We start from the raw sequence: 24,118 nt of genomic DNA, 5'->3' as shown, positions 1-24,118 counted from the left end.
GGCGCCATCGGTAAGTCCCCCCAGGGTCGGTGGAGTTCGGGCCGGGCCGGTGCGGCCGGCGGCACGTCCTCACCATGGCAGTTTTTTTATACCTGGTCAATTCTTAAGCTCAGCTCAATCTTCATCCTGGTCGATCTTTGATCCTGGTACAGTCGAGCCATGGCGACGCACACCGGCTTCAGCCCCGACGACGACCGCGACCTCGACGCCCTCCCGCTGCGCGAGCGCAAGAAGATCCAGACCGGCATCCGGATCTGGCGCACCGCCATCGGGCTGTTCGCCGAGCGGGACTTCGACCAGGTCTCGGTGGCCGAGATCGCGGCCGCCGCCGAGGTGTCCAAGATGACCGTCTTCAACTACTTCCCCACCAAGGAAGACCTGGTCATGGCCCCCATGGAGCAGCACCTCGACGAGCCGGCCCGGGTGGTCCGCGAACGCGCCCCCGGCACCTCGGCGGTGGCGGCGCTGCGCGAGCAGTACCTCGCCGCGCTGGAGCAGCACGACCCGGCCACCGGGCTGAGCGACGAACCGCTCGTGCTCGACGTGGTCCGACTGATCCACCGCACCCCGGCCCTGGCGATGCGCGCCACCGCCGGCTTCGGCCGGCACGCGCAGGGCCTGCTGACCACCGAACTCCTCGCCCAGGACCCGGCCCACGACGAGCTCACCGCACAGATCGCCGCCGCCCAACTGCTGGCCGCCCGACTGGCCCTGACCACCGAGAACCAGCGCAGGATACTGACCGGCGAACGCGCCGCGGCCGCCCTGCCCGCCGCCCTCGACCGGGCCGCGCGCGCCTTCGCCCTGGTCGAGGGCGGCCTCGGTGACTACTGCGCCGTCACCTCCTGAGAGAGTGGGCGCACCACGACCGCCCGGAGGTGCGCATGGACCAGCCGCTGCTCACGCGGGACCGCTCCGCCCTGCCCGCCCACGCCGAGGGCCTGCACGCGTACGTCGGCGAGGACGGCGTCGCCGTCCTGGAGTTCGCCCGACCGCACCGGCGCAACGCGGTGACCCTGGAGATCTGGCAGGCGCTGCCGAAGGTGCTGCTGCGCCTCGCCGAGCAGCCGGGGGTGCGCGCCCTGCTGGTCACCGGCGCCGGCGGCACCTTCAGCGCGGGCGCGGACATCGCCGAACTCGCCGAGGTGTACGGCGATCCGGAGCGCGCGGACGCCTACCACGCGGTCAACGTCGCCGCCGAGGAGGCACTGGCGGCCTTCCCGCACCCGACCGTCGCCGTGGTGCAGGGCGCCTGCGTGGGCGGCGGCTGCCAGCTGGCCGTCGCGTGCGACCTGCGGTTCGTCGCCGAGGACGCCCGGCTGGGGATCACCCCGGCCAAGCTCGGCGTGGTCTACCCGGCGGTGCCGACCGTACGACTGGCCCGGCTGGTCGGCCCGGCCCGCGCCAAGTACCTGCTGTTCTCCGGCGAGTTGGTGACGGGCCGCGACGCGCTGCCGCTGGGCCTGGCGGAGCGCGTCCTGCCGGGCGCCGAACTGGACGCCGCCGCGCTGGAGTTCGCCCGACTGCTGACCCGGCGCTCGGCCCAGACCATCGGTGCGGTGAAGGCCGCGCTGGCCGTCCCGGCGGAGCGGGCGGCGCAGGCGCTGGCGCCCTGGGAGCGCCGCTCCCGGGAGACCTCGGACGTGCCCGAGGGGCTGGCCGCGTTCCTGGAGGGCCGCCCGGCGCGGTTCTGACCGGGGCCGGGCCTCAGGTCCGGGCACCGGCCGCACGGACGGGCTCGCGTACGATCATCCGATCGGCGCCGGGCCGTCCCGACGCCCCCGTCTGCCGACCTTTCACGCCGACCCCTCACGCCGACCCTTCACGCCGACCCCTTTTGCGCACCCGGAGCACACACCCCGATGACGACCGAGGCCACGACCGCCCCCACCAGCCGGACGATCTGGGCCCGCCGGGTCACCGACGGCGTCGAGCCGAAGAACGTCATCATCGCGATGCTCCCGCTGATGGGCGTCATCCGCTACGGCTGGACGGGCCTCGGCTGGGCGGCCTTCGCGGCCCTGTTCGCGGCCGTCATCCCGACCATGTTCATCCAGCGCGGCATCCGCAAGGGCACCCTGGAGGACCGCCACGTCGGCCACCGGCAGCGCCGGCTGACCGTCATCCCGTTCATCATGGGCTCGGTCGCGACCAGCTTCGCCGTGATGCTCTGGCTCGACGCCCCGGCCGACCTGACCGCGATGGTGCTGGCGATGTTCGCCTCGCTGGTCCCGATCCTGGTGATCACCGTCTGGTGGAAGGTCTCCGTGCACACCGCCGTGGCCGCCGGCGCGGTGGTCTGCCTCGGGATCGCGCTCGGCCCGCTGTGGCTGCTGCTCGCCCCGCTGGTCGCGGCGATCGGCTGGTCCCGGGTGGTGCTGCGGGACCACACCACCGCGCAGACCGTCGTCGGCGCGGCGGTGGGCGCGCTCACCGCCGGACTCGCCTTCTGGGCGGCCCGGTAGCCCGGCGGGCCGACGACCCAACAGCCCGGTAGCCGGGCTCAGCGGATCGGCATCCCCGAGATCGCCCGCGCGATCACCAGCCGCTGGATCTCGCTGGTCCCCTCGAAGATCGAGTAGATCGCGCTGTCCCGGTGCATCCGCTCCACCGGGTACTCCCGGGTGAAGCCGTTGCCGCCGAGGATCTGCATCGCCTGCGCGGTGACCCACTTGGCCGTCTCGCCCGCGTACAGCTTGGACATCGAGCCCTCGGCCGCGGTGAACGGCTGGTTGTTGGCCGCCATCCAGGAGGCCCGCCACACCAACAGGCGGGAGGCGTCGATCCGGGTCTTCATGTCGGCGAGCTGGAAGGCCACGCCCTGGTTGTCGATGATCGGGCGGCCGAACTGCTCGCGGGTCCTCGCGTAGTCCAGCGCCACCTCGTACGCGGCCCGGGCGATGCCGATCGCCTGCGCGCCGACGGCCGGCCGGGAGGCCTCGAAGGTGGCCATCGCCGCGTTGCCCCTGCCCCCCGGGCGCTTGACCCCCTCGCGGGCCCGGGCCAGCCGCTCGTCCAGCTTCTCCTTGCCGCCGAGCAGGCAGCTGCCGGGCACCCGGACGCCGTCCAGCACCACCTCGGCGGTGTGCGAGGCGCGGATGCCGTGCTTCTTGAACTTCTGGCCCTGGCTCAGCCCGGGGGTGCCCGGCGGGACGACGAAGGAGGCCTGGCCTTTCGCCCCGAGCTCCGGGTCGACGGTGGCGACGACGACGTGGACGGCGGCGATCCCGCCGTTGGTGGCCCAGGTCTTGGTGCCGTTGAGCACCCACTCGTCCTTGGCCCCGTCGTACACCGCTCGGGTGCGCAGCGCGGAGACGTCGGAGCCGGCGTCGGGCTCGGAGGAGCAGAACGCGGCCACCTTGAGGTCGTCCGGGGTGCCGAACATCTGCGGGGTCCAGGTGCCGATCTGCTCGTCGGTGCCGTTGGCGAGCACCGCGACGGCGGCCAGCGTGGTGCCGACGATGGACAGCCCGATGCCCGCGTCGCCCCAGAACAGCTCCTCCATGGCGATCGGGATGCCGACGCCGGAGGGGTCGAAGTACTGCTGGGCGTAGAAGTCCAGCGAGTAGATGCCCAGCTTGGCGGCCTCCTGGATGATCGGCCAGGGGGTCTCCTCGCGCTCGTCCCACTCGGCCGCGGCGGGGCGGACGACGTCGGCGGCGAAGCCGTGCAGCCAGTCGCGTACGGCGAGCTGGTCCGCACCCGGGTCCAGCGAGAACGTGCTGCTCATGGTGCTTGCCTCCGAAGAAGGGGTACGGCCGACCAGGGGGGTTACCTCGGGTAACATCGTCGGAGTCTGCTACTGATTGGTAACCGGTGTCAACGCCCAGTCAGACCCCGAATCCAAGGAGCAGCACATGTCCCGAGAGCCCCGCCGCGAGCAGCTGCTCAACGCCGCCGACCGGGTCATCCAGCGGAACGGCCCGACCGCCAGCATGAACGCCATCGCCGCCGAGGCCGGCATCACCAAACCGATCCTCTACCGCCACTTCGGCGACCGGAACGGCCTGATCACAGCCCTCACCGAGCGCCACACCAGCGGCCTGCTGGCCGCCGTCCGGGCCGCCCTCGCCGAACCACTGGAGCGCCGCGACCGGGTCGAACACGTCCTGGACACCTACCTGGCCGGGATCGAGGCCCGCCCGCAGGTCTACCGACTGCTCACCCACCCCGAACCGGGCGACCCGAGCGGCCCCGGCACCGCACTCGCCCCCGCACTGCGGCAGATCGCCGCGGAGATCACCCGGGCCGTGCAGAGCCAGGTCGACCTCGGCGCCGACCGCGAGCTGCTCGCCGAGGCCTGGGGCCGGGGCATCACCGGCATGGTGCTGGCGGCCGGCGACTGGTGGCTGGAGACCAGACCCTGCTCACGCACCCGCATGGTGCAGGCGCTCGCCGACCTGCTCTGGGGCCGCCTGGCCGCCGCCGCGGACCTGCCCACCCCCGCCACCCCGGCCCCGGCCCCGGCCCCGACCTCGGCCCCGGACGCCGACTGAACTCCCCTTCCGCGCAAGGCCCTTGTGCGACACCCGGCACCGCAGGCATCATCGGGCCCCCACCCCCGCGCCGTACGAGGTCCCGATGCGCCTGCGCCGCACCGCCGCCGCCCTGCTGCTCGCCGCCACCACGGCCCTCACCGCGGCCCCCGCCACCCCCGCCGCCGCGCACGACGGCGCCCACGGCGGCCCGCCCGCGCGGTTCCCCGCCGCGACGGCCACCGGCCCCGACGGCCGCACCGCCTTCACCGACGCCCAGGGCCGCCGCCTCCACCTGCGCGGCTTCAACCTCGACAAGTACGCCGAGACCACCGAGGCCGACCTCAAGTCCCTGGCCGCGCAGGGCTTCACCCTGATCCGGGTGGCGGTCTCCTGGAACAGGCTGGAGCCCGTCCGCGGCCGCCTCGACCCGACCGAACTGCACCGGCTGCGCCAACTCCTCGGCTGGGCCGACCGGTACGGCCTGCTCGCCCTGATCGACCTGCACCAGGACGTCTACGGGCCGGCGTTCGGCGGCGGCGACCGAGGCATCCCGCCCTGGGCCACCCGGGACGACGGCCTGCCGTTCACCCCCGACCCGAACGACTGGTTCGCCGGCTACTTCCAGCCCGCCGTCCAGGCCGCCTTCCGCCACCTCTACGACGACCCCGACCTGCGCGCCTGGCAGGCCGACTTCTACACCCGGCTCGCCCTCGAACTGCGCGGCCACCGCTCGCTGCTGGGCTACGACCTGTTCAACGAGCCGTTCGGCCCGGTGGACGGCGACCCGACCGACCCGGCCGTCCTCGCCGCCGCCTCCGCCGCCCTCGAACAGGGCCGGCTCGCCGACATGTACCGCCGCCTGATCGCCGCCGTGCGCCGGGTCGACTCCCGCGCCTGGCTGTTCGTCGAACCCACCGTCCTGGTCGGCCAGGGCGTACCCACCCGGCTGCCCGGCTTCGACGACCCGCGCCCCGGCCCGCCCCGGCTCGGCTACGCGCCGCACTTCTACGACACCGCGGTCGAGAACGGCGCCGACTGGGACCCGGCCGACGGCTTCGTCGAGCGCTACACCGCCGCGATCACCGCCTACCCCGCCGCCCACCGCCTGCCCGTCCTGGTCGGCGAATGGGGCCCGCCCGACTCCCGCAGGCCGGGCAACACCCTGCTGGTCCGCCGGCAGGTCGCCGCGATGGACGGCTTCGCCGAGGGCTGGACCATGTGGTACTGGTGCCGCGGCACCGGCGGCTACTGCGCGCTCGACCCGGCCGGGCGCCCCGCCCCCGGCGACGAACCCGCCTTCGGCCCGTACCCGGCGGCCGTCGCCGGGACGGACGTGCGCACCGGCGCCACCACCGTCCGCTGGAGCGCCGACGGCACCCGGCACGGCAGCGAACTCGTCCTGCCCCCGGCGGCGTTCCCGCACGGCGCCGACGTCACCGTCACCCCCGCCGCCGCCCGCGTCGACGTCGAACAGCCAGCCGGCGGGCGGGCCGGAACCGTCCGGATCCGCCTCCCGCACGCCCGCCCGGGCACCCCGGTGACGGTCACGGTCACACCGCGCTGACCGCCACCGGGGCCGAAACGGCTAGACCAGGCCCCGCCGCGCCAGCAGCGGCCCGGTCTCCGGCGCCCGGCCGACCACCGCGCGGAAGGACTCCAGCGGGTCCCGGCCGTAGCCGCGCGCCAGCAGCTCGCGCCGGAACAGCTCGCCGCTCTCCCGCACCGCGCGCCCGTTGCCCTCGAACCACTGCACGGTGTCGGCGTCCAGCACCTCCGACCAGATGTACGCGTAGTACCCGGCGCTGTAGCCGCTGGCGAAGACGTGCTGGAAGTACGCCGTCCGGTAGCGCGGCGGGATCGCCGGCACCGCGATCCCGGCCTCCGCCAGCGCCCGTGCCTCGAACTCCTCGGCGTCCGCGATCTCCCGGCCCTGCGGCACGGTGTGCCAGGCCCAGTCCAGCAGCGTCGCCGCGAGGTACTCCACCGTCCGGAAGCCCTCCCCGAAGCCCTCGGCCGCCACCATCCGCTCGACCAGCTCGGCCGGCAGCGGCTCCCCGGTCACGTGGTGGCGCGCGTAGTTGGCCAGCACCTCCGGCCGGACCATCCACATCTCGTTGACCTGCGAGGGGAACTCGACGAAGTCCCGGGGCACCGAGGTGCCCGCGAACAGCGGGTACCGCACGTCCGAGAACAGCCCGTGCAGCGCGTGCCCGAACTCGTGGAAGAGCGTGCGCACCTCGTCCCAGGCCAGCAGCACCGGCTCGCCCGGCGCCGGGCGGGCGATGTTCAGGTTGTTGATCACCACCGGCCGGCGGCCGGTCAGCCCCGACTGGCTCACCAGCTCGTCCATCCAGGCACCGCCGCGCTTGGACGCCCGGGCGTGGAAGTCGCCGATGAACAGGCCCAGCGAACCGCCGTCCTCCTCGAACACCTCGAAGACCCGCGCGTCCGGGTGGTGGGCCGTCAGGTCCGTCCGCTCGGTGAAGGTCAGCCCGTACGCCAGCCCCGCGGCGAAGAACACGCCGTCCCGGAGCACCCGCTCCAGCTCGAAGTACGGGCGCAGCACCGCCGCGTCCACCTGGTAGGAGCTCTGCCGGACCTTCTCCGAGTAGTACGCCCAGTCGTGCGCGGCGATCTCCTCGATCCCGTCCGCCGCCGCCAGCTTGGCCAGCTCGGCGGCCTCCCGGCCGGCGTTGGCCACCGCCGGACCCACCAGCCGGGCCAGCAGTCCGGACACCGCCTCCACCGTGCCCGCGGTCTCGTCCTCCACCACGTACGCGGCGTGGCTCGGGTGCCCCAGCAGCGCGGCCCGCTCGGCGCGCAGCCCGGCCATCCGGATCGCCAGCGGGCCGTTGACCGCCAGGCCCCGGTCGAGCGAGGCCGCCAGCAGCCGCTCGCGCACCGACCGGTCGGTCAGCCGGGCCAGTTCGGGCTGGCCGGAGGTGCTCTTCAGGGACAGCACGAACCGGCCCTCCTGCCCGAGCACCCGGGCGTTCTCCGCAGCGGCGGCGACCTCGTCCGCGGACAGCCCGTCCAGCTCCTCGGCCGCGTCCACGACCAGCGCGGCGGCCTTGCTGGCGGCGTTCACGTTCTGCTGGAACGTCGTGCCGAGCGCGGCGAGTTCGGCGTTCAGCTCGCGCAGCCGGGCCTGCTCGGCCTCGCCCAGCCGGGCGCCGGAGCGGACGAAACGGGTGTGCCGGGTCTCCAGCAGCCGCAGCGACTCCGGGTCCAGGCCCAGTTCGGCGCGGCGCCCGTACAGCTCCTCGATCCGGGCGAACAGGGCGCGGTCCAGGTGGATCGCGTCGTGGTGCGCGGCCAGCAGCGGGCTCACCGCGGTCTCCACCTCGTCGACCGGCTCGCTGGTGTCCGAGGACGACTGGTTGCGGAACACCGCGTCCACCCGGCGCAGCAGCTCCCCGGAACGCTCCAGGGCGACCAGGGTGTTGTCCGGCGTCGGCGGCCGCGGATCCGCGGTGATCGCCGCGATCTCGGCCAGCTGCTCCGCCATCCCGCGCTCGTACGCGGGCAGGAAGTGCTCCGGCCGGATCTCGGCGAAGGGCGGCAGTTCGTAGACCAGGGGGCTGGGCTTGAAGAACGGGTTCTCGGTCATTTCGCCGACCCTACGCCGTGTCACCCACCCTGCCTATGCGCCCCCGCCCCCGTTGTCGTACCCACCCGTTAACGTCGAGCCCGGACACCCGAACGACCGCACACCCGTGCCCGTACCCGCACGCCAGAACAGCGCGCCGGAGAGGAGACGCCCCCGTGGCACCCAGGACGGCCCTCGCCCCCGACCCGCACGGCCCCGGCGGCCGGCTCCAGCCGCTCGACGACGCCGGCACCCCGCTCGGCCCGCCCGAGAAGGTCCCCGACCTCGCCGCCGCCGTCGCCGCCCGGGAGGCCGCCGAGCACTCCCGTTGGGTGTGGGCCGCCACCGACAGCGCCTACGCGCCGCTGCTGCCCCGGCTGCCCGACCGGCTCGCCCGCTGCCACGACCTGCGCCTGGTCGAGGCCCTGCTGCTGGCGCACGAGGGCCGGTTCGGCGCGCCGCGCTCGCTCGGCGCCGCCTGGTCCCGGCTGCGCGGCCTGCCCGTCCCGGACGACCTGCCCGAGCCCGGCTCCGCCGAGGCCGACGACGGGCAGGACACCCTGTTCGCGCCCGACCGGCTGCAACTGCCGCCCGGCGCCGACCCGCTGACCGCCGTCGTCGCCGTCCACGCCGAGCAGCAGCGCCGGATCGCCGCGATCGCCGACCCGGCCGCCCGGCACCGGTTCCGGCTGCTGGTCGCCGCCGAGTCCGCCGGCGCACTCGTCGCCGCCGAGATCGCGTACGACGGGCTGCCCTGGCGCGCCGACGTCCACGACCAACTGCTCACCGAACTCCTCGGCCCCCGCCCGACCGTCCCCGGCGCCCAGCCGAGACTGCTCGCCGACCTCTCCGTCGAACTCCAACAGGCCCTCGGCGGGCGCCCGTTCAACCCCGACTCGCACACCCAGGTGCTGCGCGCCTTCGCCGAGAACGGCATCCAGCTCGGCTCCACCCGCTCCTGGGAGCTCAAGGGCGTCGCCCACCCGGCCGCCGCGCTGCTGATCCGCTACAAGGAGCTGTCCCGGATCCACGCCGCGCACGGCTGGGCCTGGCAGGACGCCTGGGCCCGCGGCGGCCGGTTCCGGCCCGAGTACGTGGTCGGCGGCGTGGTCTCCGGACGCTGGGCCAGCCGCGGCGGCGGCGCGCTGCAGATCCCGCGCATCCTGCGCCGCGCCGTCGTCGCCGACCCGGGCTGGCTGCTGGTCGTCGCCGACGCCGCCCAGCTGGAGCCCCGGGTGCTCGCCGCGCTCTCCCAGGACGCCGGGCTGGCCCGCACCGCCGCCGGCGGCGACCTGTACGAGGCGCTGGCCGCCAACGCCTTCCAGGGCGACCGCGACAAGGCCAAGCTCGGCCTGCTCGGCGCCATGTACGGGCAGACCAGCGGCGACATCGGCCCGCTGCTGAACACCCTGCGCCACCGCTACCCCGCCGCGATGGGCTACGTCGAGGCCGCCGCCCGCACCGGCGAGGACGGCGGGGTGGTCGCCTCCCGGCTGGGCCGGGTCTGCCCGCCCGCCTCCGCCGAGTTCCTCGACCTCACCGAGGCCCCCGACACGGCCGGCGAGGCCGGCGGCCGGCAGGCCCGCGCCCGCGGCCGCTTCACCCGCAACTTCGTCATCCAGGCCAGCGCCGCCGACTGGGCACTCGCCCTGCTCGCCGCCCTGCGCCGCCGGCTGGGCGAGCTGCCGGCGGCCGGCCCGGCGGAACGCCCGCACCTGGTGTTCTTCCAGCACGACGAGGTGATCGTGCACACCCCGGCCAACCTCGCCGACGAGGTGGCCGCCGCGGTCGCCGAGGCGGCCGACGAGGCCCGCCGCCTGGTGTTCGGCGACACCCCGGTCCGCTTCCCGCTCACCACGGCGGTGGTGGACTGCTACGCCGACGCCAAGTAGCCGCCCCCTCTTCCCGGTCTCCGGCCCCGCGGCTTCACAGCTTCCGGAACGAGCGGGCCTCCTCGGCCGCCGCGACCACCTCCGCCAGCGCCGCCCCGGTCGAGGCGGTGACGGCGGCCGCCACCGCGCCCTCCACGAACGGCGCGTCCACCAGCCGCACGCCCGGGCGCGGCTCGTCCTCCAGCACCGTGACGGCGGTGAGCACCGAGCTGCCGAGATCCGGCAGCACGACCACGCCCGCCCCGCCGTCCGCCTCCGCGACGGCCCGCGCGATCAGGTCGTAGCTGGTGCCGAGCCCGCCGTCCTCCGTACCCCCCGCGCACACCACCCGCACGCCGCCCGAGGCGAGTTCGGCGAGCAGCTCGCGCAGCCCGGCGGCCAGTCGGGCGCTGTGCGAGACCAGGACGATACCCACGTGTTCGCTCATGCGCCCGACCCTACGACCGACCTCGTGGCCGACGCCGCTACTCCGGGAGAGTGACGCGAATCCCGCGTGTCGCACCCCGTGCCCACCACCCCCGTCTGGCGTAGCGTCGGGGCAGCAGCGTCCACGGCCGACGACCCGCACAAGGGAGCGAAGAGCGTTGAAGAAGCTGATCAACACCCCGGAGAGCGTCCTGGAGGACGCGTTGGCCGGAGTCGCCGCCGCCCACCCCGAGCTGACGGTGGACATCCCCAACCGGGTGATCACCCGGGCCGCCCGCCCGGCCGGGCCCAAGGTCGCGGTGATCTCCGGCGGCGGCTCCGGCCACGAGCCGCTGCACGGCGGCTTCGTCGGCCCCGGCATGCTGGACGCCGCCTGCCCCGGCGAGGTCTTCACCTCCCCGGTACCGGACCAGATGCTGGCCGCCGCCCAGACCGTGGAGAGCGGCGCCGGCGTCGTCTTCATCGTGAAGAACTACACCGGCGACGTGATGAACTTCGAGCTCGCCGCCGAACTCGCCGCCGAGGAGGGCCTGGCGGTCCGCACCGTCCTGGTCGATGACGACGTCGCGGTCGAGGACTCCACCTGGACGGCCGGCCGCCGCGGCACCGGGGCGACCGTCCTGGTCGAGAAGGCCACCGGAGCGCTGGCCGAACGCGGCGCCCCGCTCGACGAGGTGGCCGCCCTGGGCGAGCGGGTCAACGCCGCCTCCCGCTCCTTCGCCATCGCGCTCACCGCTGCCACCACCCCGGCCGCCGGCAAGCCCGGCTTCGACCTGCCCGAGGACGAGATCGAGGTCGGCGTCGGCATCCACGGCGAGCCCGGCCGTCGCCGCGAGAAGCTGCGCCCGGCCCGCGCGCTGGCCGCCGAGGTGGTCGACACCATCCTCGCCGACCACCACCTGGCCCCGGGCGACGAGGTGATCGCCCTGCTCAACGGCCTCGGCGCGACCCCCCTGCTGGAGCTGTACATCGCCTACGGCGAGGTCGCCGCCCGGCTCGCCGAGCGCGGCATCACGGTGGCCCGCAGCCTGGTCGGCAACTACGTCACCAGTCTGGACATGGCGGGCTTCTCGCTCACCCTCACCAAGGCCGACCCGCAGCTGCTGGAGCTGTGGGACGCGCCCGTCGACACCCCCGCCCTCAAGCGGGCCTGAGCCGGGAGACGCCATGGACTTCGACACCCCCCTCGCCGAGGCCTGGGTCCGCGCGATCGCCGCGGCCGTCGAGAAGGAGCAGGGCCGGCTCACCGAGCTGGACTCGGCGATCGGCGACGGCGACCACGGCAGCAACCTCCGGCGCGGCTTCTCCGCCGCCCTGGCCGCCCTCGACGGCCTCCGGCCGGCCGGCCCGGGCGCGGTGCTCACCAAGGTGGGCAGCACGCTGATCTCCAAGGTCGGCGGTGCCTCCGGCCCGCTCTACGGCAAGGCCTTCCGCGCCATCGGCGCCGCCCTGCCCGATCCCGCCCTGGCCGACCCCACCGACCCGGCCGACCCGGCCGGCCCGGCCGCCGTCGCCGAGGCACTGGCGGCCGGCCTGGACGCCGTCCGCACCCTCGGCAAGGCCGTGCCCGGGGACAAGACCATCGTCGACGCCTACACCCCGGCCGTCGCCGCCTTCCGCGCCGCGGCCGGCGCCGGGGCCACCCTCCCCGAGGCGGCGGCCGCCGCCGCCGAGGCCGCCGACCAGGGCGCCCGCGACACCGTCCCCCTCCAGGCCCGCAAGGGCCGCGCCTCCTACCTCGGCGAGCGCAGCATCGGCCACCAGGACCCTGGCGCCACCTCCACCGCCCTCCTCTTCCGCGCCCTCGCCGACGTCACCGCGTCCTGAGGCGCCCTCCTCCTCCCCCTCCCCACGCGGGGAGGGGGAGGAGGCCGGCCCTCAGCCGTCCGTCCTGGCGATCAGCAACAGCAGGGCGTCGTCCCGCAGTTCCCCGCCCGTATGCGCGAGCAGGTCCGCGTACACCCGCCCCACCGCCGCCTCCAGATCCCCCTCCGACCGCGTGGCGCCCCGCACCAGCGGCCCGACCCGCTCCGCCAGCGGGTAGAACTCCCCGCTCTTGCGGTGCCGCGCCTCGACCACCCCGTCCGTGCAGAGCACCAGGACGTCCTCCGCCCCGAACGGCTGGTCCCAGCTGGCCGGTTCGCCCGTCGCCAGCCGTCCGAGGCCGAGCGGCACCCAGGGGTCGGGGGCGTCCAGCACGTGCGCCCGCCCGTCGCCGTCGACCCGGATCGGCGGGACGTGCCCGTACTGCAGCAGTTCCATCACCCCGGGCGTGCGGAACTCCGCGAACAGCGCGGTGGTGAACTCCCCGTCCGGGACGTGCCGCTCGACGCTGGCCTCGATCCGCGCCGCGACGCCCCGCAGCCCGGCCTCGTCGTACGCAGCCTCCCGGAACGCGCCGAGCACCACGGCCGCGGTCTGCACGGCGGAGAGACCCTTGCCCCGGACGTCCCCGACCGCGACCCGGGTGCCGTGCGGCGTCTCCAGCACCGAGTACAGGTCCCCGCCGATCCGTGAGGCGTCGGCCGCCGACACGTACCGGACGGCCAGCCGCAGCGGCCCGACGGCCGGCCCGGGCAGCCGCAGCAGGGCCCGCTGGGCGGCCTCGGCGACGGAGCTGACGGCCGCGAAGGCCGCCGCGCGCCGCATCCGGATCTTGGCGACCCAGGCGGAGAAGAGCGTCAACACGACATAGCTGACCATCGCACCGTAGAGGAAGCGCGCGTCGTTGATGTTGTCGACCTCGTCGTAGTGGCTGAGCCCGAAGACCGCGAGCAGGCCGAGCGCGCAGACGGCGAGCAGTTCGCCCGGTCTGAGGGTGAGCGCGGCGGCGGCCGGGACGACGGTCATCAGCGGTGCCAGGTAGCGGTCCTTGCCGGAGAGGAGGTCAGCGAGTGCGACCAGGAGCACGGCGAGCAGCGCCGGGCTGGCCCGCCGCCAGAACGGCACGTCCTGGAGGTCGGCGGCCAGCAGGGCGCCGCGCCGCCGGTCCGGCGGCAGCCCGGCGGCGCTGGGGGCCGAGGGGGACTGGGCACGGCGGGTCGGGAACACATACCGAACATAAGGGACGTTCGCGGCACCCACCCGCCCGCCTACCGCGTTTCCGTCCGCCGCGGCCGCCGCCCCGCCGCACGGGCGTCCCGATCGCCCCTAAATGCCCTATTTGTCATACAGTTCGACCAAAGCGGCTACCCCGAGGAGGCCCTGACCGGTGTCCGGCTACCGCAACACCCCCCGCATCTCCGACGCCCCGGCCCGCACGACGGCCACGTCCGACCACTGGCTGAGGGTCTTCGCCGTCGGCCTGCTGCTCTGGGGCGCCACCGTCGTCGTCACGTTCCTCACCGGGAACAGCAACCTCGTCCCGACGATCGTGCTGCTCGGCAGCTTCCTGGTCCCGGCCACCGTGGTGATCTGGGCCTACGAGCGCTACGCCGGCGACCTCGGCCCGGACCGGATCTTCGCCTGCTTCGGCGTCGGCGGCATCATCGGCGTCCTGGGCGCCTCGGTGCTGGAGAGCTACCTGGTCTCGCCCTCGGCCTCGATGTACGTCGCCGTCGGGCTGATCGAGGAGGCGGCCAAGCTGGCCGCCCTGGTCATGGTGAGCCGCCGACTGCGGGTCAGCGGGCTGCGGCACGGGCTGGTGCTCGGCGCCACCGTCGGCGCGGGGTTCGCCGCGTTCGAGAGTGCCGGATACGCGTTCAACGCCGTGCTGAGCAACCAGGGGCTTTCGCTCGAGGACCTGGTCGAGACGGAGATCCTGCGCGGGGTGCTCGCGCCGGTCGGCCACATCCTGTGGACGGCGATCGTCGGCGGGGTGCTGTTCAGCGAGCGCCGCGGCGGGCGGTTCCGCTTCACCACCCCGGTCGCCGTCACCTACCTGGGCGTATCGCTGCTGCACGCGCTCTGGGACAGCACGAGCGGCATCGCCGTCTGGCTGGTCGCCAAGACCACCGCGAGCTCCTGGCAGCGCGCCCTGTTCGAGCTCGGCCACATGCCCGACCCCACCAGCGAGCAGGTGCACCTGTACACCCTCTACGACACGGCCGGGCTGCTCGTGGTCTCCTTGGGCGGGCTGCTCTGGCTGCGGCTGCTGATCCGGCGCGAGCGCGCGCCGATCCCGGCCCAGCTCCCGGCCTCCCCGGCCTGAGGCGGTCCGGCGCATACGCTCGACCGGCGCGCGCGCCCGTGACGCGCGCCACTTCACCCACCCCTCCCGGAAATACCCCTGAGGGGTATGGTGTTGTCAGAGTAGAACCCGGGCCGACGCCCGGGGCGCCACACCTCCCGGAGGCCCGGATGTCCAGCACCACCACCTACACCGTGACCGGCATGAGCTGCGGCCACTGCGAGAAGGCGATCAGCGAGGAGCTCTCCGCCCTCACCGGCGTCACCGAGGTCGCCGCCGACTCCAAGGCCGGCACCGTGACGGTCTCCTCCCTCGCCCCGCTGGACGACGAGCAGGTCCGCAGCGCCGTCGACGAGGCCGGCTACGAACTGGTCGGCCGCAGCGCCTAGGCCCCCTGTACGCCCGGTACGGCGGGGCCCGGGCAGCGGACCCCGCCGTACACCCCCACCGAGGAGCTGCCGAGGAGCCGATCCGCATGAGCGAGCGAAGCGAACTGGTCACCACCGCCCCCGGCGTCCAGGGCACCCCCGGGGTCCGGGACCGGGTCGAGCTGTCGATCGGCGGCATGACCTGCGCCTCCTGCGCGACCCGGATCGAGAAGAAGCTCAACCGGATGGACGGCGTCGAGGCCACCGTCAACCTCGCCACCGAGAAGGCCCGGGTCGACTACGGCCCCGGGGTGACGGTCGAGGACCTGATCGCCACGGTCGAGCGCACCGGCTACACCGCCGAACTCCCGCCGCCCCCGGCCCCCGCCCTCCCGACCGGCGCCGACGCCAGTAGCGGTGCCAGTACCGGTACCGACACCGCCGACCCGCTGTACGACCGGCTGCTGATCAGCGCCGTCCTCAGCGTCCCGGTGGTCATGCTGTCGATGATCCCGGCCCTCCAGTTCGCCAACTGGCAGTGGCTCGCCTTCGCACTCACCGGCCCGGTCGTGGTCTACGGCGGCCTGCCGTTCCACCGCGCCGCCTGGACCAACCTCAAGCACGGCGCCGCGACCATGGACACCCTGGTCTCGCTCGGCACCCTGGCCGCCTTCGGCTGGTCGTTCTGGGCACTGTTCTGGGGCCACGCGGGCCTGCCCGGGATGCACCACGACTTCTCACTGGCGATCGGCGACACCGACGCCCCCTCCACCCTCTACCTGGAGACGGCCGCCGCCGTCACCGTGCTGATCCTGCTCGGCCGCCACCTGGAGGCCCGCTCCAAGCGCCGGGCCGGGGCCGCCCTGCACGCCCTGCTCGACCTCGGCGCCAAGGACGTCACCGTGCTGCGCGGCGGGGCCGAGGTCCGGATCCCGGTCGGCGGCCTGGCCGTGGGCGACCGGTTCGTGGTGCGGCCGGGCGAGAAGATCGCCACCGACGGCGTGGTGGTCGAGGGCGGATCGGCGGTGGACGCCTCGATGCTCACCGGCGAGTCCGTACCGGTCGAGGTCGGCGTCGGCGACCAGGCCACCGGCGCCACCGTCAACGCGGGCGGCCGGCTGGTGGTCGAGGCCACCCGGATCGGCGCGGACACCCAGCTGTCCCGGATGGCCCGGCTGGTCGAGGACGCGCAGAACGGCAAGGCCGCCGCCCAGCGCCTCGCCGACCGGATCTCCGCCGTCTTCGTCCCGATCGTCATCCTGCTCGCGCTCGCCACCCTGGTCGGCTGGCTCCTGGCCTCGGACAGCCCCACCGAGGCGTTCACCGCCGCCGTGGCCGTGCTGATCATCGCCTGCCCGTGCGCCCTGGGCCTGGCCACCCCGACCGCGCTCATGGTCGGCACCGGCCGCGGCGCCCAACTGGGCATCCTGATCAAGGGCCCCGAAGTACTGGAGACCACCCGCCGGGTGGACACCGTCGTCCTGGACAAGACCGGCACCGTCACCACCGGCCGGATGACCCTGCTCGCCGTGCACACCGCCGAGGGCGTCGACGAGACCGAGGCGCTGCGCCTGGCCGGCGCCCTGGAGCACGCCTCCGAGCACCCGATCGCCGCCGCCATCGCCACCGCCGCCGCGGAGCGGGCCGGCGCGCTGCCGCCGGTCGAGGACTTCCGCAACCTCCCCGGGCGGGGCGTGCAGGGCGTCGTCGAGGGCCGGACGGTGGTCGCCGGGCGCGAGGCCCTGCTCGCCGACCGGGCCCAGCACCTGCCGCCCGTCCTGGCCCGCGCCAAGGCCGCGGCCGAGGCGGCCGGGCGGACCGCGATCGCGGTGGGCTGGGACGGCGAGGCCCGGGCCGTCCTGGAGGTCGCGGACGCGGTCAGGCCGACCAGCGCCGAGGCGATCGCCCGGCTGCGCGCGCTGGGCCTGCGTCCGGTGCTGCTGACCGGCGACAACCGGGCGGTCGCCGAGGCCGTCGCGGCCGAGGTCGGCATCGCCCCGGCGGACGTGGTCGCCGAGGTGCTGCCCGAGGACAAGGTCGCCACCGTCAAGCGGCTCCAGGCCGAGGGCAAGGTCGTGGCGATGGTCGGCGACGGCGTCAACGACGCGGCCGCCCTCGCCCAGGCCGACCTGGGCCTGGCCATGGGCACCGGCACCGACGCCGCGATCGAGGCCGGCGACCTCACCCTGGTCCGCGGCGACCTGCGCTCGGCGGCCGACGCCATCCGGCTCTCCCGCCGCACGCTCGGCACCATCAAGGGCAACCTGTGCTGGGCCTTCGGCTACAACGTGGCAGCGATCCCGCTGGCCGCCGCCGGGCTGCTCAACCCGATGGTCGCCGGCGCCGCGATGGCCTTCTCCTCGGTCTTCGTGGTCACCAACAGCCTGCGGCTGCGCCGCTTCCAGCCCGCCTGACCCACCCGCGCGACGCGGAAGGGCCCGGACCGCCAGGTCCGGGCCCTTCCCTGCGCCAGCGCGTCACCGCCCGAGCAGCTCGCCGCCGTTGCAGTGCAGGATCTCGCCGGTGATGAACCCGGCCTCGGGCGAGGCCAGGAAGTAGACCGCGGCCGCGACCTCACCGGTCTCCCCGATCCGGCCCAGCAGGGTGCGGGCCGCCCGGCGGGAGACCTCGGCCTCGTCCAGCCGGGGGCCGAAGAACTCGGTGCCGGCCACCGTCCCGGGCGCGACGATGTTGGCGGTGATCCCGGAGGTGCCCAACTGGGCAGCCAGGAAGTGGTTCCAGGCGTGCAGCGAGGCCTTCGCCGCGCCGAACGAGCCGGCCCCGCGCAGGGCGGCGATCGAGCTGATGGTGACCACCCGGCCGGCGCCGGGGGTGAGCCGGTCCCGGATCGACTCGGTGAGCAGCACCACGGTCAGCACGTTGCGCTCGAAGTCGCCGCGCCAGCGGGCCAGCAGGGCGTGCGGCCCGGCGCCGATCACGGTCTCCCGGCTGCCGGCGTTGTTGACCAGGACGTCGATCCGCTCGGGCAGTTCGGCGAGCGCGGCCTCGACGGCATCGGGGTCGGCGAGATCGCACACCAGCGGGGTGACGTTCGGCCCGAGGTCCGCCGCGGCCTTCTCCAGGACCGCGCGGCGGCGGCCCACGATCACGACCCGTTCGCCCGCCTCGGCGAACCGCCGCGCGACTTCGTACCCGATTCCCGTGCCACCGCCGGTGACAACGACGTTCCTGGCCATCTGCGCACTCCCTCCCCAGCTCCGCCGCCACGCTGCGAGGGTGCGGGACGGTCCGTACCGGAATGCCACGATTCCTATCACGCTCGGTTGCCGTGACTGCGGGGAGGGTGACGTCGCACGCGCGGGAACGTGTGATATGGGCTCGGCACGAGGTGCACACGGAGCGTGGCGAGAGGCAGCTCACACCCCCCGGGCGTAACTTCTCGCACCCTGATACGTCTTAGGTTGGTAGTGCGGCAGTTTTCCGATGAGCGGGGACGCGACGAACGGCAATGCGTCCCCGCGCTTCCACCGACTGCCGCCGACGGGGCTCCGGCGGGCCCCGGGACGGTCGTCGACCTTGACGGCCTTCGCGCACGACGCCGGGGTTGCGGCGGGTCAGGGACGCTTTGAGCGGCCGTCCCCGGCTTCGGCCCGGCCCCGGAGTCGTGCGCCGTACGGTTCCGCCCCAGCGCGGGCGCCCACCCGGGCCCACCGCACGGGGACGCGGAAGGGCCCGGCCGCCAAGTGGCGACCGGGCCCTTCCGGGTGCAGCGTCAGCGGTCGCCGAGGGCGACGTAGTCGCGGATCTCGACGCCGGTGTAGATCTGGCGCGGACGGCCGATCCGGCTGGTCGGGTCGTTGATCATCTCGTGCCAGTGGGCGATCCAGCCCGGCAGCCGGCCGAGGGCGAACAGCACGGTGAACATGCTGGTCGGGAAGCCCATGGCGCGGTAGATCAGGCCGGTGTAGAAGTCCACGTTCGGGTAGAGCTTGCGCGAGATGAAGAAGTCGTCCTTGAGGGCGTGCTCCTCCAGCTTGAGCGCGATGTTCAGCAGCTCGTCGTTCTTGCCGAGCTGGCCGAGGACCTCGTGCGCGAGCAGCTTGACCTGCGCGGCGCGCGGGTCGAAGGCCTTGTAGACGCGGTGGCCGAAGCCCATCAGCTTGACGCCGGCTTCCTTGTTCTTCACCTTCGTGATGAACGCGTCGACGTCGCCGCCGTCCTTCTGGATGCTCTCCAGCATCTCCAGCACGGCCTGGTTGGCGCCGCCGTGCAGCGGGCCCCAGAGCGCCGAGATGCCCGCCGAGATCGAGGCGAACAGGTTGGCGTGGCTGGAGCCGACCAGGCGCACGGTGGAGGTCGAGCAGTTCTGCTCGTGGTCCGCGTGCAGGATGAGCAGCTTGTCCAGGGCGTTGACGATCACCGGGTTGAGCTCGTAGTCCTCGGCGGGGACGGCGAAGGTCATCCGCAGGAGGTTCTCGACGTAGCTCAGGTCGTTGCGCGGGTAGACGAAGGGCTGGCCCATCGCCTTCTTGTACGCGTAGGCGGCGATCGTCGGCAGCTTGGCGAGCAGGCGGACGGTCGACAGGTGACGCTGGCCGGCGTCGAACGGGTTGTGGCTCTCCGGGTAGAACGTGGAGAGCGCGCCGACCACCGAGGACAGCATGGCCATCGGGTGGGCGTCCCGCGGGAAGCCCTGGAAGAAGCGCTTGACGTCCTCGTGCAGCAGGGTGTGCTGGGTGATCTCGCGGTTGAACTCGGCCAGCTGGTCCGCGTTGGGCAGCTCACCGTTGATCAGGAGGTACGCGGTCTCGATGAAGCCGCCCTGCCCTGCGAGCTGCTCGATCGGGTAGCCGCGGTACCGCAGGATGCCGTTGTCACCGTCCACGAAGGTGATCGCGGACTTGTACGCGGCGGTGTTACCGAAGCCGTTGTCCAGGGTGACCAGGCCGGTCTGCGGGAGCAGCTTCGAGATGTCGAAGCCGGCGTTGCCCGCAGTGCTCTCGACGACGGGGTACTCGTACTCGCCGTCCTGGTACCGCAGTACTACCGAGTTGTCGCTCACGTCTTCCTCACCGACGAAATGAATCCTCTTCCAAGGTGCCCTGACTGTCTCTACCATCCCCCATCTGGAGGACAGCCGCGCACCCGGGGTGGCCCGAAAGGGCCCGCCCCTACAAAACCTGCTGCCGCAGCCGGTACGAACCGGACAAGATCGGCACCACCCTAGGCTCTGCCGTAAATCTCTTCACGTCAAGAGAACATTAGAGGCAACCATCCTGTTGGATAATCATCCAGTTGCCAGTCGATGATCGAGCGCCGCATGCCGTCGACCTGCACTGACGGTCCGCACGGCCTGGGCGATCGCCTTCCGTGACCCCACCAGTACCACCAGTTTCCTTGCCCTGGTCACAGCGGTGTAGAGCAGGTTTCGCTGGAGCATCGTCCAAGCGGACATGGTGACCGGAATCACCACCACTGGGTACTCGCTCCCCTGTGAGCGGTGGATCGTGACCGCGTACGCGTGGGCCAGCTCGTCCAGTTCGTCGAAGTCGTACGGCACCTCCTCGTCCTCGTCGGTGAGCACCGTCAACCGCTGGTCGTCCACGCTGAGGGCGGTCACCACTCCCACTGTGCCGTTGAAGACCCCGTTGCGCCCCTTGTCGTAGTTGTTGCGCACCTGCGTGACCTTGTCCCCCACCCGGAACGTACGCCCGCCGAACCGCCGCTCCGCCAGCCCCTCCCGGGCCGGCGTCACCGCCCCCTGGAGCAGCGTGTTCAGGTTCCCCGCCCCGGCCGGACCCCGGTGCATCGGCGCCAGCACCTGGACGTCCCGCCGCGGGTCGAAGCCGAACCGCTGCGGGATCCGCCGCGCCACCACGTCCACCGTCAGACCAGCCGCCAACTCCGCGTCGTCCTCCGCGAACAGGAAGAAGTCCGGCAGACCGTCCGTCAGCGGCGGCCGCCCCTCGTTGATCCGGTGCGCGTTCGTCACCACCCCCGACTGCTGGGCCTGCCGGAAGATCCTGGTCAGCCGCACCGACGGGATCGGGCCGCCCTCCGCCAGCAGATCCCGCAGCACCTCGCCGGCGCCCACCGACGGCAGCTGGTCCACGTCCCCCACGAACAGCAGGTGCGCCCCCGGCGGCACCGCCTTGACCAGCTTGTTCGCCAGGATCAGATCCAGCATCGAGGCCTCGTCCACCACCACCAGATCGGCGTCCAGCGGCCGGTCCCGGTCGTACGCGGCGTCCCCACCCGGTTTCAGCTCCAGCAGCCGGTGCACCGTCGAGGCCTCCGCCCCGGTCAGCTCCGCCAGCCGCTTCGCCGCCCGCCCGGTCGGCGCCGCCAGCACCACCTTCGCCCGCTTGGCCAGCGCCAGCGTCACGATCGACTTCACCGTGAACGACTTGCCGCAGCCCGGACCACCCGTCAGCACCGCGACCCGCTCGGTCAGCGCCAGCCGCACCGCCTGCTCCTGCTCCGGCGCGAGATCGGCCCCGGTACGCTTGGCCAGCCACTCCAACGCCACCGGCCAGTCCACCCCGCCGAACCACGGCATCCGGTCGGAATCCGAACGCAGCAACCGCAGCAGCTGGTTGGCCAGCGAGATCTCCGCCCGGTGGAACGGCACCAGGTACACCGCGGTGATCGCCTCGCCCGCCTCCCCCGGCACCGACTCCCGCACCACCCCCTCCGCCGCGACCAGCTCCGCCAGGCAGTCGATCACCAAGCCCACGTCCACCTGCAGCAGCTTCACGCCGTCCGCGATCAGCCGCTCCTCCGGCAGGTAGCAGTGCCCCTGGTCGCTGCTCTGCGACAGCGCGTACTGCAGCCCCGCCTTCACCCGCTCCGGGCTGTCGTGCGGGATCCCCACCGCCTGGGCGATCCGGTCCGCCGTCAGGAAGCCGATCCCCCACACGTCCGACGCCAGCCGGTACGGCTCGTTCCTCACCACCCCGATCGAGGCGTCCCCGTACTGCTTGTAGATCCGCACCGCGAGCGAGGTCGACACCCCGACCCCCTGGAGGAAGACCATCACCTCCTTGATGGCCTTCTGCTCCTCCCAGGCCGCCGCGATCTTCTTCGTCCGCTTCGGCCCCAGCCCCGGCACCTCGATCAGCCGGCCCGGCTCGTTCTCGATCACCTCCAGGGTGTCCACCCCGAAGCGCTCCACGATCCGCTCGGCGAACCGCGGCCCGATCCCCTTGATCAGCCCCGAACCCAGGTACCGCTGGATGCCCTGCACCGTCGCCGGCAGCACCGTCGTGTAGTTCTCCACCGTGAACTGCCGCCCGTACTGCGGATGCGAGCCCCACCGCCCGTGCAGCCGCAGCGACTCCCCCACCTGGGCTCCCAGCAGCGCGCCCACCACCGTCAGCAGGTCGTTCCCGCCCCGGCCGGTGTCCACCCGGGCCACCGTGTAACCGGTGTCCTCGTTGGCGTACGTGATCCGCTCCAGCACGCCCTCGACCTGCGCGAGCTGGCGCGGCGCCTCCTGCCCCGACTGCGCCTGCCTGGCCACCGGGACCCCCTTCGACCAGTACGGGTGGACCTTTCGTTACGCACCGTACCGCCCGGCCACGACAAGCCCGCACCCGCGCCCGACCGCCCCCGCGGCAGGAGCGCCTGCGGGCCCCTGCCGTGCAGCGCCCCGCCGTGCAGCGCCCCGCCGTGCAGCGCCCCCGCCGAGGTGCCAGGCTGGGACGGGCAGGGGGGGACGATCGCGCCCGTCCGGGCCCCGTCCGAGGAGCAGTGCCCATGCTCAACACCGCCTTCCGCCCCGGCTCCCCCGACTGGCTCGACCTGGGCAGTCCCGACACCCGGGCCTCCGTCGACTTCTACACCGCCCTGTTCGGCTGGACCTTCGACCCGGCCGGCCCCGAAGCCGGCGGGTACGGCTTCTTCCAGCTCGACGGCCGGACGGTCGCCGCCCTCGGCCCGCTCGCCGAGGAGGGCTCCCTGCCCGCCTGGACGCTGTACTTCGCCACCCTCGACGCCGACCGCACCACCGAACTCGTCGAACAGGCCGGCGGGCACGTCCGGTTCACCCCCTTCGACGTCTTCACCGCGGGCCGGATGGCCGGCTACACCGACCCGACCGGCGCCGAGTTCGCCGTCTGGCAGCCGCACGACACCCGCGGCCTGGAGGTCGTCAACGAGGAGGGCAGCCTCTGCTGGGCCGAGTGCTACAGCGTCGACGCCGAACGCGCCAAGACCTTCTACCGGACCGTCTTCAGCTGGCAGGAGCAGGACGTGCCGCTCGAAGGCACCTCCTACACCGTCCTCACCCCCGCCGGCGCCGGCAGCGACGACGCCCACGGCGGCATCATGCAGCTCGGCCCCGAACAGACCGCCCGCGGCACCACCTCGCACTGGCTCCCCTACTTCGAGGTCCCCAACGTGGACGCCAGCCTCGCCATCGCCGACAAGCTCGGGGCCACCGTGCGGATCCCCGCCATGGACGTCCACGGCGTGGGCCGCCTCGCCCAGTTCCACGACCCGCACGGCGCCGTCTTCGCCGTCATCACCAGTGCCAAGCCCGGGGGGTGACGGCAGATCACCCCCGAGAAGGGGCCTGAGGGGGCGCTACGGGCAGCGGCGGCGGGGTGCGGGAAACAGGGCGCGCCTATCCTCTGATCATGACTGACCTGACGATCCGCAGGGCCACCGCGGAGGACCTGCCGGCGATAGTGGCCATGCTCGCCGACGACGCCCTGGGTGCCACCCGCGAGAGCCCCGACGACCTCACGCCGTACCGTGCCGCCTTCGCCCGCGTCGACGGCGACCCGCACCAGCACCTGGTCGCCGCCGAGCGCGCCGGCCGGACCGTCGGCACCCTGCAGCTGACCGTGATCCCCGGGCTCTCCCGGAAGGGCTCCACCCGGACCGTCATCGAGGCCGTCCGCATCCACGCCGACGAGCGGGGCAGCGGCCTCGGCACCGAACTGATCCAGTGGGCGATCGAGCGTTCCCGCGAGCTCGGCGCCGACCTCGTCCAGCTCACCTCCGACGCGACCCGCACCGACGCCCACCGCTTCTACGAGAAGCTCGGCTTCGTCCCGTCGCACGTCGGATTCAAACTCCAGCTCTGAGGCCTTCCCCAGCTCTGAGACCTTGAAGTCCCAAAGCCCCGGAAATGCAGAGAACCCCCATCCGGTTTCCCGGATGGGGGTTCTCTGTGAATGATTGTTCGGCGGCGTCCTACTCTCCCACAGGGTCCCCCCTGCAGTACCATCGGCGCTGTAAGGCTTAGCTTCCGGGTTCGGAATGTAACC

Annotated in this window: 20 protein-coding genes and 1 rRNA gene; 13 read left to right on the top strand and 8 right to left on the bottom strand. The window is 73.5% G+C overall.

Annotation, left to right across the window (positions count from 1 at the left end; all coding sequences use genetic code 11):
• The first annotated feature begins 159 nt into the window (after positions 1-159).
• The 3 genes from ACFWPI_RS21125 to ACFWPI_RS21115 all read left to right on the top strand — a co-directional run bounded on the left by ACFWPI_RS21125 (position 160) and on the right by ACFWPI_RS21115 (position 2,465).
• Complete coding sequence (locus ACFWPI_RS21125; protein ID WP_380377825.1) at positions 160-849, top strand: TetR/AcrR family transcriptional regulator; 690 nt, start codon at positions 160-162, stop codon at positions 847-849.
• Positions 850-884: 35 nt separating this feature from the next.
• Positions 885-1,694: an enoyl-CoA hydratase/isomerase family protein gene (locus ACFWPI_RS21120; protein ID WP_079135891.1), complete on the top strand. Its 810-nt coding sequence runs from the start codon at positions 885-887 to the stop codon at positions 1,692-1,694.
• Positions 1,695-1,862: 168 nt separating this feature from the next.
• Complete coding sequence (locus ACFWPI_RS21115; RefSeq protein WP_363376314.1) at positions 1,863-2,465, top strand: hypothetical protein; 603 nt, start codon at positions 1,863-1,865, stop codon at positions 2,463-2,465.
• A gap of 38 nt (positions 2,466-2,503) precedes the next feature.
• On the opposite strand, the gene ACFWPI_RS21110 is transcribed toward ACFWPI_RS21115, so the two are convergent.
• Positions 2,504-3,730: an acyl-CoA dehydrogenase family protein gene (locus ACFWPI_RS21110; RefSeq protein ID WP_063349402.1), complete on the bottom strand. Its 1,227-nt coding sequence runs from the start codon at positions 3,728-3,730 to the stop codon at positions 2,504-2,506.
• A 127-nt stretch (positions 3,731-3,857) separates the two neighbouring features.
• On the opposite strand from ACFWPI_RS21110, the gene ACFWPI_RS21105 reads away from it, so the two are divergent.
• A complete protein-coding gene (locus tag ACFWPI_RS21105; protein ID WP_380377822.1) occupies positions 3,858-4,496 on the top strand; it encodes a TetR family transcriptional regulator in 639 nt (212 codons plus the stop codon).
• An 85-nt stretch (positions 4,497-4,581) separates the two neighbouring features.
• Entirely contained in the window at positions 4,582-6,042 is a 1,461-nt protein-coding gene (locus ACFWPI_RS21100; RefSeq protein WP_380377821.1) for a cellulase family glycosylhydrolase, read from the top strand.
• A gap of 21 nt (positions 6,043-6,063) precedes the next feature.
• Here ACFWPI_RS21100 and ACFWPI_RS21095 read toward each other — a convergent pair whose 3' ends face one another.
• Entirely contained in the window at positions 6,064-8,088 is a 2,025-nt protein-coding gene (locus ACFWPI_RS21095; RefSeq protein ID WP_380377820.1) for a M3 family metallopeptidase, read from the bottom strand.
• A gap of 155 nt (positions 8,089-8,243) precedes the next feature.
• On the opposite strand from ACFWPI_RS21095, the gene ACFWPI_RS21090 reads away from it, so the two are divergent.
• The gene (locus tag ACFWPI_RS21090) at positions 8,244-9,959 is read left to right on the top strand and encodes a bifunctional 3'-5' exonuclease/DNA polymerase (protein WP_380377818.1); all 1,716 of its coding nucleotides are present in this window, start codon (positions 8,244-8,246) and stop codon (positions 9,957-9,959) included.
• Between the two features lie 34 nt (positions 9,960-9,993).
• Here the strand turns inward: ACFWPI_RS21090 and dhaM are convergent, their stop codons facing one another.
• Entirely contained in the window at positions 9,994-10,386 is a 393-nt protein-coding gene (gene dhaM / locus ACFWPI_RS21085; RefSeq protein WP_380377816.1) for a dihydroxyacetone kinase phosphoryl donor subunit DhaM, read from the bottom strand.
• 157 nt (positions 10,387-10,543) lie between these two features.
• On the opposite strand from dhaM, the gene dhaK reads away from it, so the two are divergent.
• Both dhaK and dhaL read left to right on the top strand, forming a co-directional pair.
• Positions 10,544-11,539 (top strand): dihydroxyacetone kinase subunit DhaK, encoded by a 996-nt coding sequence (gene dhaK, locus ACFWPI_RS21080; protein WP_380377814.1) that lies wholly within the window; start codon positions 10,544-10,546, stop codon positions 11,537-11,539.
• 13 nt (positions 11,540-11,552) lie between these two features.
• The gene (gene dhaL, locus ACFWPI_RS21075; RefSeq protein ID WP_380377813.1) at positions 11,553-12,212 is read left to right on the top strand and encodes a dihydroxyacetone kinase subunit DhaL; all 660 of its coding nucleotides are present in this window, start codon (positions 11,553-11,555) and stop codon (positions 12,210-12,212) included.
• A 51-nt stretch (positions 12,213-12,263) separates the two neighbouring features.
• Here dhaL and ACFWPI_RS21070 read toward each other — a convergent pair whose 3' ends face one another.
• Positions 12,264-13,436: a PP2C family protein-serine/threonine phosphatase gene (locus tag ACFWPI_RS21070; protein WP_380377812.1), complete on the bottom strand. Its 1,173-nt coding sequence runs from the start codon at positions 13,434-13,436 to the stop codon at positions 12,264-12,266.
• 160 nt (positions 13,437-13,596) lie between these two features.
• Here ACFWPI_RS21070 and ACFWPI_RS21065 point away from each other — a divergent pair, with 160 nt between their 5' ends.
• From ACFWPI_RS21065 to ACFWPI_RS21055, 3 genes are all read left to right on the top strand, one after another.
• Complete coding sequence (locus ACFWPI_RS21065) at positions 13,597-14,535, top strand: PrsW family intramembrane metalloprotease (RefSeq protein WP_380377810.1); 939 nt, start codon at positions 13,597-13,599, stop codon at positions 14,533-14,535.
• A gap of 38 nt (positions 14,536-14,573) precedes the next feature.
• Positions 14,574-14,903 carry a heavy-metal-associated domain-containing protein gene (locus tag ACFWPI_RS21060; protein WP_380338027.1) on the top strand — a complete coding sequence of 110 codons (330 nt, stop codon included), beginning with the start codon at positions 14,574-14,576 and terminating at the stop codon, positions 14,901-14,903.
• Between the two features lie 176 nt (positions 14,904-15,079).
• A complete protein-coding gene (locus ACFWPI_RS21055) occupies positions 15,080-17,296 on the top strand; it encodes a heavy metal translocating P-type ATPase (protein ID WP_380377840.1) in 2,217 nt (738 codons plus the stop codon).
• A gap of 63 nt (positions 17,297-17,359) precedes the next feature.
• On the opposite strand, the gene ACFWPI_RS21050 is transcribed toward ACFWPI_RS21055, so the two are convergent.
• The 3 genes from ACFWPI_RS21050 to ACFWPI_RS21040 form a co-directional block, all read right to left on the bottom strand.
• A complete protein-coding gene (locus ACFWPI_RS21050) occupies positions 17,360-18,079 on the bottom strand; it encodes an SDR family NAD(P)-dependent oxidoreductase (protein ID WP_063349393.1) in 720 nt (239 codons plus the stop codon).
• A 536-nt stretch (positions 18,080-18,615) separates the two neighbouring features.
• Positions 18,616-19,905 (bottom strand): citrate synthase, encoded by a 1,290-nt coding sequence (locus ACFWPI_RS21045; RefSeq protein WP_063349392.1) that lies wholly within the window; start codon positions 19,903-19,905, stop codon positions 18,616-18,618.
• 225 nt (positions 19,906-20,130) lie between these two features.
• Positions 20,131-22,365 (bottom strand): ATP-dependent RecD-like DNA helicase, encoded by a 2,235-nt coding sequence (locus ACFWPI_RS21040; protein ID WP_380377808.1) that lies wholly within the window; start codon positions 22,363-22,365, stop codon positions 20,131-20,133.
• 236 nt (positions 22,366-22,601) lie between these two features.
• Between ACFWPI_RS21040 and ACFWPI_RS21035 the strand changes: the two genes are divergently transcribed.
• Positions 22,602-23,393, top strand: coding sequence for a VOC family protein (locus tag ACFWPI_RS21035; RefSeq protein ID WP_380377806.1), 792 nt, complete (start codon positions 22,602-22,604; stop codon positions 23,391-23,393).
• A gap of 89 nt (positions 23,394-23,482) precedes the next feature.
• Positions 23,483-23,935, top strand: coding sequence for a GNAT family N-acetyltransferase (locus tag ACFWPI_RS21030; RefSeq protein ID WP_380377804.1), 453 nt, complete (start codon positions 23,483-23,485; stop codon positions 23,933-23,935).
• Between the two features lie 96 nt (positions 23,936-24,031).
• Here the strand turns inward: ACFWPI_RS21030 and rrf are convergent.
• A 5S ribosomal RNA gene (gene rrf, locus ACFWPI_RS21025) occupies positions 24,032-24,118 on the bottom strand; the annotation flags it as partial.

The organism is Kitasatospora sp. NPDC058492 (genome assembly GCF_042720685.1).
Lineage (GTDB): Bacteria > Actinomycetota > Actinomycetes > Streptomycetales > Streptomycetaceae > Kitasatospora.
Note: the sequence above shows the minus strand (reverse complement) of the source record. Positions and strands in the feature narration are given on the sequence as shown.